Below are 13,323 nucleotides of genomic sequence, written 5' to 3' on the forward strand. Positions count from 1 at the left end.
TTGAAGCTGGGCAAGGGGAACCGAGCTTATCCGGGATGGCCGATTCTTGTATTATTGTTAGTTTTAGGGGGCATCCTGGGAAACTGGCTAGGGGGCCTTATCGTGGAAGCCTGGCCTTCCCTGGGTTTTCTTGCAAGGACCCAAAGCATAGGGGTGCCAGCCTTAGCCCTTGATCTTAGGGTTTTCACTGTACATTTCGGCTTCATGTTTAATATCAACGTTTTTACAGTGGTAGGGTTTGCCATAGCTTATCTGGTCTTCCGAAGACTGTGAGGGGTTAAGGTTTGAAAAGGATAGTCTTGGCTTCGGAGTCACCCCGTCGTTACCACCTTTTAAAGAACTTGGGCCTTGAGTTTGAGGTCCAGGCCCCCAAAATAGTGGAAAATATAAAAGAAGGACTGAAGCCGGACCAGCAGGCCGTAGAACTCGCTCGAGCCAAAGCCTGGTCGATAGCACGGAGGTTGCACTCGGGAGTGGTCGTAGGTGCCGATACGGTTGTAGTGATAGGAGAAAGTATACTGGGCAAACCGTGCGACCGTAACCACGCCATAGAAATGCTGGCGCTTTTGAGCGGCAAGAGACATCAGGTAATTACCGGAATCTGCGTTATAGACTGTGAATCGGGCTTGTCTTTGGAAGGAGCAGAAACGACAGAGGTTTATTTTCGTTACTTGAGTAGGGAGGAGATCCTCGTCTACGTGGATTCGGGTGAGCCTTATGACAAAGCCGGGGGTTACGGTATTCAGGGTTTAGGGGCACTGCTAGTAGACCGGATTGAAGGTTGCTACTATAATGTTGTGGGTTTGCCTGTGGCTAGATTGTACTGCATGTTAAAGCAGGTAGGAATCGATATCCTGGCCAGGGGTTGGGAACATGGGATTGGATTACCACGTAACTATTAAGGATTGGCCTCTCGACTTAAGACCTAGAGAAAGGTTACTCGCACACGGTGAAGAGACTTTGTCTACGGCTGAACTTCTGGCTATTGTCATTGGAAGTGGAACTAGGGAGAAGACCGCGGTTCAACTTGCTGAGTATCTTCTGGCCACTTATCGGGGGTTGCGCTCACTTCGAGATGCTTCATGTGAGGAGCTGAGCGCCGTAAGAGGGATTGGGGCAGCCAAGGCCACTCGATTAAAGGCGGCTTTGGAGTTGGGAAGGCGATTAGCGGCGGATGTTCGTGACCGTCAGGTTATCAGATCCCCCGAAGACGTAAAGAATAAGCTTATGGAAGAAATGAGATACCTAGACCGGGAGCACTTCCGGGCTGTATATCTGGACCGCAAGAATCAAATAATCTCCATCGAAACCATTTCGATCGGGGGACTTGCCAGTTCTATAGTTCATCCGCGGGAGGTTTTTAAGCCGGCGGTAAAAAAGAGTGCTGCCGGTATTATCTTGGTCCATAACCATCCCAGCGGAGATCCATCTCCAAGCCAGGAGGATATCGAAGTTACCAGGCGGTTGGTGGAAGCGGGCCGGATAATTGGGATCGAGATTGTAGATCACATCATAATCGGAGACCGCGACTACCTTAGTATGAGGGGTCGGGGAATCATCTAGGTTTGAGCGAGGAGTGAAGACAGGTGATTTTTGCGAAGGACTTGGGCATAGACTTGGGGACAGCGAACACTTTGGTGCATATGAAAGGTAAGGGGATAGTCCTGAGGGAGCCCTCTGTCGTGGCTATACAGAGCGACACCGGACAGGTACTGGCTGTGGGCGAAGAGGCTAAACAGATGATAGGAAGAACCCCAGGCAATATCATAGCTATCAGGCCCATGAAGGATGGGGTTATTGCCGATTTTGATATAACCCAAAACATGCTGAGGTACTTTATCAATAAGGCTCTCGGACACCAGAATTTTTTGGTCAAAGCCAGGGTAGTAGTCAGCGTACCTACTGGGGTTACGGCGGTAGAGGAGAGAGCGGTCAGGGAAGCGGCTATACAGGCCGGGGCCAAAGAGGCCTATCTCATCGAGGAACCGATGGCTGCAGCGATTGGAGCCGGATTACCAGTACATGAGCCGACCGGTAATATGATAGTAGATATTGGAGGCGGCACGACCGAGGTAGGGGTCATTTCATTGGGAGGGATCGTGACTTCAAGATCCGTGCGCATAGCCGGCGATGAGATGGACGACGCGATTATTCAGCATCTCAAGAAGAATTACAACCTGCTGATTGGGGAACGAACGGCTGAGGATATCAAGATAAATGTAGGTTCTGCTGTGTGGGAGGGCCCGGTGGAATATTATGACGTCAGAGGGAGAGACCTGGTTTCTGGCTTACCTAAAACCATTCAAGTGTCTTCAGATGAGATTCAGAAAGCGTTATCAGAACCGGTTCAGGCGATAATCGAAGCGATAAAGGTGTGCCTCGAGAAAACCCCGCCTGAGCTAGCAGCAGACATAATGGATCGGGGCATCGTCATGGCGGGGGGCGGTTCGCTGTTGCGGGGCCTAGATAAACTGGTGAGCAGGGAAACAAACATGCCTGTCTATGTGTGCGAAGAGGCTCTGGATGCAGTAGCTCTCGGAACAGGACGGGTACTTGAGAACATTGAGGTTTTGCGGAAGGTCTTAATTTCACCCCGCAAGAATTTTTAACGGCCGGATACTTTCAGGGCGAAAGGCAAGGTTGGTGGTTTTCTTGTGTTGAGGAGCAAGGCCTTTTGGGGTTTTCTGGTGCTCCTTGTTCTGATCTTAGGTCTGATGCGTGCTACGATCGGAGATAGACAAGATATATCGTTAGCCGAGAAGTTGCTGAGGGATGCTTATGCTCCGCTCCAAGTGGCGGTGTATAAGGTCAGGGACTATATCGGCGGCATAGAAACGGCTTTTGGCAGCAAAGAAATGCTGGCAAAAAGGAATTTGGAGCTCAGTCGGAAACTGGGCCGGCTAAAGTATGAGAACCAGGTGTTGCTTGAATACCTTCATGAGAACCAGCGGTTGCGGGATATGTTAGAGTTCAAGGAGAAAACAGCTGACAGTTATGACCTGTTGGCAGCTCGAGTCATAGCCCGCAGTCCTGAACTCTGGTACAGGAGCTTGAGCATTGATAGAGGTGAGGCGGACGGTATTAATAAGGATATGGTTGTTATAACCCCGGATGGGCTAGTAGGGCGGGTTATTGCTACTAGTGCTCATACTGCAGAAGTTATGTTGATCACCGACCGCGAGTCGGCAGTAGGGGCTTTGGTTCAGGAGACCCGTACGCAAGGCTTGGTCGAGGGCCTTGGTGAGCGCAACCAGGTGAAAATGATTGACATTCCTTACGACGCGCCGCTTGAAGAAGGACAGACAGTTGTTACCTCGGGCCTGGGCCAAGTTTTTCCTAAAGGAATCAGGGTGGGGAAGGTTTTGAAAGTCGCGAAAGAGTCCAATGGACTTCTGAAGTACGCGATAGTTAAGCCCGCCGCCAATCTCAACAGCCTGGAAGAGGTTTTTGTAATCACCAAAACCAAGGCGAATCAATGAACAAAGCAGGCGGCGGGAAGGGGTTAACCCATCCTACCGCGATCATGATGGGGCCTTGAGGCCATTCCAGTCCTTCGCATAAAGGATCTTGCTTAAGAACGACCGGGTACGGTCGTTCGTCGGATTGGAAAACAGCTCGTGAGGCGGGCCTTCTTCTATGATACGACCTTCATCCATAAAGAGAACCCGGTCCCCAACTTCCCAAGCAAAGGCCATTTCGTGACTTCCTCAACTCACACTTCGATTATATTTACTATGGAACCGGTATTTGCGGCTTTTTACGCCTATTTCATCGGGGGTGAGGTTTTTACGTTGAGGCAAGGAGTCGGGAGCTTGCTTATATTAGTGGGCATGCTGGCGGCGGAGCTAGAGCCTGGCGAAAGTGGTGCCCCGGCTTGTAAACCGAAGAATGTCGGCGAATTGGAACGTTAGATAAAGTGCTGATTAGATTGAAGGGGGGAGAGATTTGCGTTATTTGGTTTTAGTGTTGTTGCCGGTTGTGTCATTGTTTTTAGAAACCAGCTTTTTCGTACAGTATCCGATATGGAAGAGTGGACCGGACCTTATACTGCTTTTCGTGGCTTTCTACGCACTTTTGAATGGGTCACGCAGAGGATGTTTGTACGGGTTTGTGTGCGGGCTGTTTAGAGACTTGTATGTGGGACGGGTCATAGGACTCAATGCCCTGTCTTTAGCACTTACAGCTTACTTGCTTGGGAAATGGGAATTGAAGGTATTTCAGGACAATTATCTGGTGGGTTTGTTCTGCGCCGTGGCAGCCACGGCAGTGAATTCCATGTGTTTGTCTATCCTGCTTTTTATTAGCACGGGCGAGTTTAACGCGGCCAGAACAGTGGGGATACAGTTTGTGGGTCAGGTTATATACAACGGGATTTTGTCGATACCGTTTTATATTTGGTATTATAAAACGTCCAGGCAAAACTGGTCTAAGGTTTCCTTCTAGAGGTGAAAGAATTGAGAACAGGTGACTTGAAGGCAAGGCTGCGCGGTTATTGGTATGTGGCATGGGGGCTGTTGGGCTTGCTTTTGATTAAGCTGGCTATAGTCCAGTTTTTCCAATATGAAACCTACGAAACCATGTCGCGCTACAACCGCATTCGCCCGGTCAGTATAAAAGCTCCGCGGGGAGAAATCTATTCCATTGACGGCACGGTTTTGGCTAAAAACAAGCTGGTTTACACCGTCTCTATCACTTACCCTGAAGGTACCGATAACCCCGAAGTAATTGAGCGTTTGGCGAAGATACTTGGGGAAAAGTACCCCGAGGTGACTGAGAAATACATTAATGATCTCATTGAAAAGCAGAAGTACAGGTTGTACGAGCCGGTTACAGTGGCCCGGGACATTGATTGGCAAACTGTGGTTAGGCTGGAAGAACAACGCAAGTACCTGCCGGGAGTAACGGTGAACGTAGAGCCTTTGCGTTACTACCCGGAGGGATTCTTGGCGGGGCATGTGCTAGGCTACGTTAGGAGTATAGACCCCAACGAGCTCGCGCAACTGGACAAAGAACGCTATAGCATGGGGGATCTAATCGGCAAGGACGGGGTAGAAAAAGCTTACGAGAACTATCTCAAGGGGTACGACGGGACTCGAAGGGTCGAAGTAGACGTAAAAGGAAGGCCGGTCAAGGAGCTTGTCACCCTAGAACCGAGGGCTGGCAACAACGTTATCCTTACCATTAATGCGAAACTGCAGAGGGTCATGGAGAAGAGTATAGAGGAAACCTTGAAGTACGATCAGAAAAACTACAACCCCAAAGCCAGGGTAGCATCGTGTGTGCTAATTAACGTCAAGACCGGGGAAGTATTAGCCATGGCCAGTTATCCTTTTTTTAACCCTAACGACTTTACCGGCTTCATGGATGAAGCTACAGAACAGTACTATTTTCCGAGCGGGCAAGAATACGACCCGATGAACCCAGGTGCAGCCACCAACCGGGCGATTAAGGCCCTGTATCCACCTGGGTCTACGTTCAAGGGGATTACCGCAATGGCGGCTATGGAAAAGGGAGAAATGACTCCTTCAGAACGGGTGACTTGTACCGGTCGGTATTGGCTGAAACCTTATATCAAATGTTGGGCAGTCCATGGGCCGGTAAACCTTTATCAGGCTATGGCTGAATCTTGCAACACTTACTTTCAGGAAATGGGTAGAAGAGCGGGTTTTGCTGAATTAATAAGGATAGCCAAAGAATTCGGGTTGGGCCAAAAGACAGGAATAGACCTTCCTTACGAAAAGGCGGGGCTTTTGCCGACTCCCGAGTGGAAAAAAGAGGTGAACTCTATTCTCATCGATCGAAAATACGATAAAATACGTCAGGATTTAAATGACAAATACGATCGCCTGTTAAAGGAGGCATCAACCGAAAAAGAAAAAGAACACCTGCTCGCCGCAAAGCGTTCGGAATTGGCAAAGGTGGAAGCTAATTACCAGATAGATTACAGATTCAACACTACTTGGCAACCGTTCGATACCTTTAACATGTCTATAGGACAGGGAAGCAATAGCTATACGGTTTTGCAGCTGGCTAACTATGTGGCCACCATTGCCAACGGCGGTAAACGCATGAAGCCGTTTGTCGTTAAGAAGATAGTTTCTCCTTCGGGCAAGGTTTTGTTAGAGAATCGCCCGGAAGTGGTGCAAGAGGTAGATGTATCACCTGATACATTGGCCGAGGTACGCAAGGCAATGCTTCAGGTTACTAAGCCCGGGGGCACTGCCTATGGGTTGTTCTCCCAGTTCCCGTCGAATATTCAGGTGGCGGCCAAAACCGGAACTGCACAAACGGGGCGAAAGGGAGACAAGCGCAACGAGGAATTCCACGGCATTTTTGTTGCGTTTGCCCCGTTCGATGACCCCGAAATCGGGTTTGCGGGGGTGGTTGAATACGGACAGCACGGCAGCAGCTCGGCGGGGCTCATCGCCCGCGACTTATTTGAGCAATACTTCGGCGTGAAAGACCACCTGACATCCACTGCCCAGTTCGAAGGACAAACGGTTCCAGAGGGAGGAGAGTAGCCTGTTAACCGTGTTAACATAGGCGCCTTTGTCGAACGGCTTGACGAAGGATGGGGGAAAATAGTTCAACTGTTTTGACTCATAGTGGGAGGATTAGACGTTATCCTCTCATTTTTTTTGCAGCTCAGCAAAGGAAAAAAATAGGATTTATAGAATATAGCGGTAGGAGCGTTCAGGGAGATTTTGGGTGGAGGGGACAGGCATGAGCAGAAGCGAAGTTTTGGTCGGCGGAAATCAGAGGGGAATTGTTATCCGTCTCGACCCGTCTGAAGACTTTTTAAGTCTGAAGAAACATCTCAAAGAGAAGGTCGAAAGTATCGACGAAGCATTACGAGGAAGTCCCGTAGAGTTGGATATCGGGCAAAAAATCCTTACCCGCAACGAGTTACGGGAACTCGGGGAGATATTGGCGCAGAAAGGCTTACACCTGAAGGGAATCTTGGGCCGCTATACTCAGCACGAATCGACTGATGAGGCAACAGCTGAGAAGAAAAGTCCCCTCTTTAAGGTATTGACAAAAGAAAAAGAAATTGCGTTTTCTCGAGAGACAGTACTCATTCGCCAGAATCTTAGATCGGGGCAAAGGATCAAGCATTCTGGAAACATCGTCCTGATGGGCGATGTCAACCCTGGGGCCGAGGTGATAGCCGGGGGCAGTATCATAGTTATCGGTTCTTTGCGGGGGATGGCGCACGCAGGGGTAGGCGGAGATACCGAGGCGGTAGTAGCGGCCCTGAAGTTGCAGCCGACCCAGTTGCGTATTGCTGACCACATCACCCGGTCTCCTGACGGGGCTGGTGAGATGTGGAGCGAGGAACCCGAGATCGCGCATATCAAAGACGGCAAAGTGGTTATTGAAAAATTTAAAATATGAAGAATGGAGGAAGGGAAATGGGTGGTAAGGTATTGGTTATCACGTCCGGCAAAGGTGGAGTTGGGAAAACTACCACTACTGCTAACCTAGGGACTGCCCTTGCCATGATGGGCAGAAAAGTGGTGATGGTAGATACAGACATCGGGTTGCGAAACCTTGACGTTGTAATGGGGTTAGAAAACAGGATTGTGTTCGACATAGTAGATGTTGTCAACGGCAAATGTAAACTGAAGCAGGCTCTTATAAAGGACAAGCGTTTCGACAGTTTGTACCTGTTACCAGCAGCCCAGACCAAAGAAAAAACGGCAGTAAGCCCTTACCAGATGAAGGTTCTGACCAGTGAGCTCAAGGAAGAATTCGAGTATGTTTTGGTCGATTGTCCTGCTGGGATTGAACAGGGATTCAAGAACGCCATCGCCGGAGCCGACGATGCCTTGGTGGTAGCTACCCCCGAAGTTTCGTCGGTAAGGGATGCCGATCGCATCATCGGTTTATTGGAGGCTGCCGGGCTTACGAATTCCAAGTTGATCGTTAATCGTATCAGGCCCAAAATGGTACGCAGGGGCGATATGATGGATATAGGGGACATTATAGATATATTAGCGATCAGTCTTATCGGGGTGGTGCCTGAAGATGAAATAATAGTAGTTTCAACCAATCGCGGAGAACCGGCCGTACTCGATTACACTTCCCGGGCTGGCGAGGCCTACCGCCGGATTGCCCGCAGATTGGAAGGGGAGGAAGTTCCCTTTATGGTTTTGGACTATAACGGGGGTTTGTTCGATAGGGTTAGGAGGATGTTCAAACTAGCAGCCAGGTAAGGGGGAAGGAGCATGGCCTTTTTGGATATTCTCAATAAATTGTTGGGGAGGGAGAATTCCAAAAACATAGCTCGAGAAAGGCTGAGATTGGTCCTGGTTCATGATCGCACGGATACGGCTCCGGTAGATTTCCTCAGTGCTCTTAAAGAAGATCTTATTCGAGTGATATCCGAATATATGGAGATAGATGAGAATGCCCTAGAGGTAAGTTTTAGCAGTTCCGATAATTCGGTGGCTTTGGTAGCCAACATTCCGGTCATCAGAGTACGCCGGGTGGTTAACCATTGAACTCCGCGGCAGGATTTGGCTTGACCCTTTTATAGACACCTGCAGGCCCAACCGCTATAATCCAGTTAGAATCAAGCTAGTGGGAGGGAGGGCCGGGATATGGAACTGACAAAGGTATACAGGGCAATTGACAAGCCGTTCTTGGTCAGCTTGTTAGCCATATTGCTCATGGGGATCATCGCGCTTACCAGCGCCAATGCTACTATATCTGGTGATCCCCTATCTTATGTCAAGCGGCAACTGTTGGCGATAGCTCTCGGCTTTTTCATATTGCTGCTCATGGTTCGCGTTGATTATAGCCAGCTGAGTAAGTATGACCGGATTGTTTATATTCTGACTTTAGTCTTGTTGGTCGCGGTTTTGGTTTTCGGTAAAGAGGTGCGTGGTACTCAGGGCTGGATCGGGGTGGGAAGCTTTAGGCTTCAGCCGGCGGAGATCGCCAAAATACTTATTATAGTGGGGTTTGCCAGTTTTCTAGAAAAGAGACAGGGCTCGCTGGAAACCTTGAAAGACCTGGTACCGTGTTTTTTATACGTGTTGGTGCCCTTTGGTCTTATCTTACTTCAGCCGGACGTAGGCACCGGCCTAGTCGTCCTGGCGGTGATGCTGGGGATGATGTTTGTAGCTGGTGCCAATCCTAAGCTTTTGATCAAGATCATACTTGCAGGCATAGGTTTAGTAGGAATTGCTTTGTTTCTTCACTTCCAGTTCGGAATGTGGTTGCCTCTAAAAGACTATCAATTGCTGCGGTTGACCGTTTTCCTGAATCCTTATAATGACGGGCAAGGCGGGAGAGGGGTCGGGTGGAATACCATACAGTCATTGGTGGCTATTGGATCCGGGGGTTTCTTCGGTAAAGGCTTGTTCCACGGGACCCAGGTTCAATATAGTTTTTTGCCAGAGCGTCATACTGATTTCATCTACGCCGTCATCGGGGAGGAAATGGGGTTTTTAGGGGCGTCGTTCTTAATCGCCTTGTACGGTGTTCTGATATATAGGGCGGTTCAGATCGCCTATTCTTCGAAGGACTTATACGGCACCCTTTTGGTCATCGGAATCGCCTCCATGTGGCTGTTCCACGTATTTGAGAACATCGGCATGTCCATTGGTATGATGCCGGTTACCGGGATACCACTGCCGTTCGTGAGTTATGGAGGCAGCGCTATGCTGGCCAATTTCATGGGGGTGGCTTTGGTTCTCAGTGTTAACCTGAAGGGCAATCGGGCCATGTTCTAAAAGTGTTTTGGCCAGCATCTTAGACTCTCATGGCGCCTTTCGGCGCCACCACTTAGAGGATGAAAACACGGCCGTGTGTTGTCTGGCACTCAACGGAAGTCCCAATGACCTTTCTTTCATTAAATTGTCGTTCAGTTGTGCGCCGGAGCTCGTCATACGTCGCTTTGCCTGGCTAACACTCCGCACGAACCCATTTTCGGGGCAGTCTATAAATATTAAGACTTTTTGATGCAATGCCCGGTGAATCCGGGATTCTTGGAAATAGATGGGAACCCCAGTAAGAATACAATATGTCTTGGTAGTTATCCCGCCTCTAGTACCTGTTGGCCCCTGGGCCCATTTTTGCTAAGATATTTCTCTTTACTGTCGCAAGATTATATGGTAGACTGCATGCTTGTGGGCATTAAACGTCCCATCGAAAGCAAACACTGGAAAGGAAGACCTAAAGAATGACGGCAAACCTTAGAAACATTGGCATAATCGCGCACATTGATGCCGGGAAAACGACTACTACCGAACGCATCCTTTTTTATACTGGCAAGACCCACCGCATGGGCGAAACTCATGACGGCGATAGCGTGATGGACTATCTCCCTTATGAACGGGAGAGAGGAATAACTATAACCTCGGCGGCCACAACCTGCCGCTGGCGGGAATACGTGATCAACATCATCGACACCCCCGGGCACGTGGATTTCACGGGAGAAGTGGAACGTAGTTTGCGCGTACTGGATGGTGCAGTAGTCATATTCTGTGCTAAAGGTGGAGTTGAACCCCAATCAGAAATGGTATGGCGCCAGGCCGATAATTACAGGATACCTCGGGTGGCCTACATCAACAAGATGGACGTTCCGGGAGCGGATTTTTTCCGCGTGGTGACGCAAATCAAGGAGGTTCTGGGGGCTTGCCCTGTGCCTATCAACATCCCGGTAGGCAGTGAAGCCGGGTTCCGGGGAGTAATTGACTTGGTAAGAATGAAATACGTGGTCTGGCAGGACGAATTAGGTACCAGTATTATGGAAACTGACGTGTCGGACGAGCAGCGGGAAACGGCTGCCACTTGCCGGATGCAAATAGTGGAATACTTGGCAGAAACCGACGACCGGTTGCTCGACCTTTTTCTCGACAACCAGCCCGTCCCTGAGGAACTACTGCGTGAAGTAATAAGAACCAACACCCTGGTTGGCCGGGTGGTGCCGGTCTTGTGCGGAAGCTCATACCGAAATGTGGGAGTGCAGCTTTTGCTGGACGCTGTCGTGGACTACCTGCCGTCCCCTTTGGATGTTGCCAACCCTACAACCGAGCGGGAAACTGGGGAAAAAGAGCAGTTATCAAAGGATGCCGATGGCCCCCTAGCTGCACTGGTGTTCAAGATCGTGGCAGACCGTCATGTTGGAAACCTGGCTTATGTTCGGGTATATTCTGGCCGGCTAGAAGCAGGGACCTATGTCTGGAACTCAGCCACCCGGCAGAAGGAAAGGGTGAGCCGTATTCTAAAAATGCACGCCAATCACCGGGAAGAAGTTCCTGCGGTAGAAGCTGGAGACATCGCGGCGGTCATCGGGCTCAAACAAGTGGCGACTGGGCATACACTCTGCAGGCCGGAGGCTCCTCTGGTTCTGGAGCCCATATCTTTCCCTGAGCCGGTCATCCAGATCGCAGTAAACCCGGCTCAGGCGAGAGAACAGTCGCGTATCGCCGAGGCTTTGGCCCGCATCGCTGCTGAAGACCCCACACTTAGGGTTGCAACCGACCACGAGACTGGAGAAACTATTCTTTCGGGAATGGGAGAGCTGCACCTGGAGATAATTACCGAGCGTTTGAAGCGGGAGTTCAAGCTCGAAGTAGAGCTGGGTAGACCACAGGTAGCTTATAAAGAGACCATTACCCGGATGGCGTTAGGTGAATGCAAGTATGCTAAACAGACCGGAGGACGAGGCCAGTTTGCTCACGTAAAGCTGCAGGTCGAACCGGCCGAAGGCTTCTTTGTTGAAAACCGTATTGCTCAAGGAGCTATTCCTCGGGAATACCTCCCAGCGGTAGAAGCGGGGATCCGCGAGGCCATAAAAAAAGGCCCGCTTAAAGGCTACCCGGTAGTAAACCTGAAAGTGACTATCTTGGATGGGGCTTTCCACGAGGTCGATTCTTCGGAATTGGCGTTTAAAACGGCCGGTAAACTGGCACTTAAGGAAGCTCTGGCCAAAGCTAGCCCGCGCTTGCTCGAGCCCATAGTGAAGCTGGAAATAACCACCCCAGACGAATTCACGGGGAGCATTCTCAGCAATATCAGCAGTAAACGAGGCCGGCTGGAGTCTATGGAGACGTATCATCGTACTCGGATTATCAAGAGTTTTGTGCCCTTGGCTGAATTGTTCGGTTATGCTACCGCTATCCGGTCCCTTTCTCAGGGCAAAGCTGCTTTTTCCATGCATTTTTCGCATTACGAAGAAAGAGCGTGAAACGCCGGGCGGGCAGTGTCCTCAGTGGGAATTTAAGGCTGTCAATGGCTCGTTTTTGCGGCAGAGGGTAAGAAGGATTGGCTGCATGGGAGGTGAGCTTTTATGTTAGGGAATCTTTTTAGACTGCTTTACCGGTTAATGCGGGAATCCAGGGTACCTTTACGAGAGAAACTGGTGTTCGCGGTTCTGTTGGCTTATTTACTATTCCCGTTTGACTTTATTCCTGATGTTTTCCCTCTCGTTGGGCAGGTCGATGATATCCTGTTGCTGTTGATAGGGGTCAGGCGTTTATTGAGTTCCGCCGGGATGAACGTTCTTGCCGAGTGCTGGCAGGGAAGTGCTCGGGAGCTCGCCAAGCTGATGAAACTGCTGGACGCGTTGTTGTTTTTGCTACCTGGGGGGATAAAAGGGCGAGGCTGGAACGAGAACCGTGAGCGAGATGTTATTGATGTAGAATACCGTATTGAGGAGTGAAACTGTACTAAAACCTGCTTTTGATTCTTATATTTTATTACAGAAGCAGGGGTGAGCAGGGTATGCTGGGGAGCTTTCGGGTAAGGTTATTGCTGGTTTTATTGCTCTTGATAGGGGTATTGAGCATTTTGAATTTCCATAGCCCGGCTTGGTACCGGGTCGAGCCGGTTTTGGAGTATATAATGAAAGACGACTATGCCCTGAACCAGAAGTTATGGGGTTGGTTTAAGCAGAGTGACCTAAAAGACAGGTTAGCGCCTGAACCCGAGCCGGTTTCATCTACAGGGGTGGTACAATCTCCTTGCACAGATGGAAGAATAGTCCGCCATTTTGGATGGTATTGGGATTCTAAAACGCAAAAACAGGAGTTCAGCCCAGGAGTAGTAGTCAAAATGCCTGAGAATTCGGTTATTCAGGCCGTTTTAGGAGGAACCGTGGAAGAGATAAGCCCAGAAGAAGAGGATAACCGGGAGATACTCATCAATCACGGAGGGGATCTCATCTCCGTTTACCGCGGTATGAAAGAAGTGTTCGTCAATATCGGGGACCAGGTTACTAGTGGGCAGACTCTAGGAAAGAGCCAGGACGAGTTTGAGTTTGAGTTGCGTAATCAAGACGGACCGCTGAATCCGGAACCGCTTTTTCAGTAA

Annotated in this window: 14 protein-coding genes and 1 pseudogene; 14 read left to right on the top strand and 1 reads right to left on the bottom strand. The window is 49.8% G+C overall.

What is annotated here, in order from left to right; translation table 11 throughout:
• Genes SLIP_RS03350 through mreC form a run of 5 tightly spaced genes read left to right on the top strand, consistent with a single transcriptional unit; the run spans position 1 to position 3,479 of the window.
• On the top strand, positions 1-273 hold the full coding sequence (locus SLIP_RS03350; RefSeq protein WP_013174870.1) for a DUF4321 domain-containing protein: 273 nt from the start codon (positions 1-3) through the stop codon (positions 271-273).
• 11 nt (positions 274-284) lie between these two features.
• Entirely contained in the window at positions 285-902 is a 618-nt protein-coding gene (locus tag SLIP_RS03355) for a Maf family protein (protein ID WP_013174871.1), read from the top strand.
• Positions 874-1,563, top strand: a complete 690-nt coding sequence (radC, locus tag SLIP_RS03360) for a RadC family protein (RefSeq protein ID WP_013174872.1) — start codon at positions 874-876, stop codon at positions 1,561-1,563. The genes SLIP_RS03355 and radC overlap by 29 nt, the downstream gene beginning before the upstream one ends.
• 23 nt (positions 1,564-1,586) lie before the next feature.
• Positions 1,587-2,609 (top strand): rod shape-determining protein, encoded by a 1,023-nt coding sequence (locus tag SLIP_RS03365; RefSeq protein WP_013174873.1) that lies wholly within the window; start codon positions 1,587-1,589, stop codon positions 2,607-2,609.
• Between the two features lie 45 nt (positions 2,610-2,654).
• Positions 2,655-3,479: a rod shape-determining protein MreC gene (mreC, locus tag SLIP_RS03370; protein ID WP_013174874.1), complete on the top strand. Its 825-nt coding sequence runs from the start codon at positions 2,655-2,657 to the stop codon at positions 3,477-3,479.
• A gap of 42 nt (positions 3,480-3,521) precedes the next feature.
• Here mreC and SLIP_RS12540 read toward each other — a convergent pair.
• A pseudogene (locus tag SLIP_RS12540) lies at positions 3,522-3,704 on the bottom strand (hypothetical protein); the annotation flags it as partial.
• Positions 3,705-3,945: 241 nt separating this feature from the next.
• Between SLIP_RS12540 and mreD the strand changes: the two are divergent.
• The 9 genes from mreD (at position 3,946) to SLIP_RS03420 (ending at position 13,323) form a co-directional block, all read left to right on the top strand.
• The gene (gene mreD / locus SLIP_RS11955) at positions 3,946-4,443 is read left to right on the top strand and encodes a rod shape-determining protein MreD (protein ID WP_013174875.1); all 498 of its coding nucleotides are present in this window, start codon (positions 3,946-3,948) and stop codon (positions 4,441-4,443) included.
• 2 nt (positions 4,444-4,445) lie between these two features.
• The gene (locus SLIP_RS03385; protein WP_423218575.1) at positions 4,446-6,521 is read left to right on the top strand and encodes a penicillin-binding protein 2; all 2,076 of its coding nucleotides are present in this window, start codon (positions 4,446-4,448) and stop codon (positions 6,519-6,521) included.
• A 202-nt stretch (positions 6,522-6,723) separates the two neighbouring features.
• Positions 6,724-7,395, top strand: a complete 672-nt coding sequence (gene minC, locus SLIP_RS03390; RefSeq protein ID WP_013174877.1) for a septum site-determining protein MinC — start codon at positions 6,724-6,726, stop codon at positions 7,393-7,395.
• A gap of 17 nt (positions 7,396-7,412) precedes the next feature.
• The gene (gene minD / locus SLIP_RS03395; RefSeq protein ID WP_013174878.1) at positions 7,413-8,216 is read left to right on the top strand and encodes a septum site-determining protein MinD; all 804 of its coding nucleotides are present in this window, start codon (positions 7,413-7,415) and stop codon (positions 8,214-8,216) included.
• Between the two features lie 12 nt (positions 8,217-8,228).
• Complete coding sequence (minE, locus tag SLIP_RS03400; RefSeq protein WP_013174879.1) at positions 8,229-8,504, top strand: cell division topological specificity factor MinE; 276 nt, start codon at positions 8,229-8,231, stop codon at positions 8,502-8,504.
• 99 nt (positions 8,505-8,603) lie between these two features.
• Complete coding sequence (gene rodA / locus SLIP_RS03405) at positions 8,604-9,740, top strand: rod shape-determining protein RodA (RefSeq protein ID WP_013174880.1); 1,137 nt, start codon at positions 8,604-8,606, stop codon at positions 9,738-9,740.
• A gap of 449 nt (positions 9,741-10,189) precedes the next feature.
• Entirely contained in the window at positions 10,190-12,199 is a 2,010-nt protein-coding gene (gene fusA, locus SLIP_RS03410; RefSeq protein WP_013174881.1) for an elongation factor G, read from the top strand.
• Positions 12,200-12,301: 102 nt separating this feature from the next.
• Positions 12,302-12,673: a YkvA family protein gene (locus tag SLIP_RS03415; protein ID WP_041432678.1), complete on the top strand. Its 372-nt coding sequence runs from the start codon at positions 12,302-12,304 to the stop codon at positions 12,671-12,673.
• Positions 12,674-12,735: 62 nt separating this feature from the next.
• A complete protein-coding gene (locus SLIP_RS03420) occupies positions 12,736-13,323 on the top strand; it encodes a murein hydrolase activator EnvC family protein (protein ID WP_013174882.1) in 588 nt (195 codons plus the stop codon).

The organism is Syntrophothermus lipocalidus DSM 12680 (assembly GCF_000092405.1).
GTDB lineage: Bacteria > Bacillota > Syntrophomonadia > Syntrophomonadales > Syntrophothermaceae > Syntrophothermus > Syntrophothermus lipocalidus.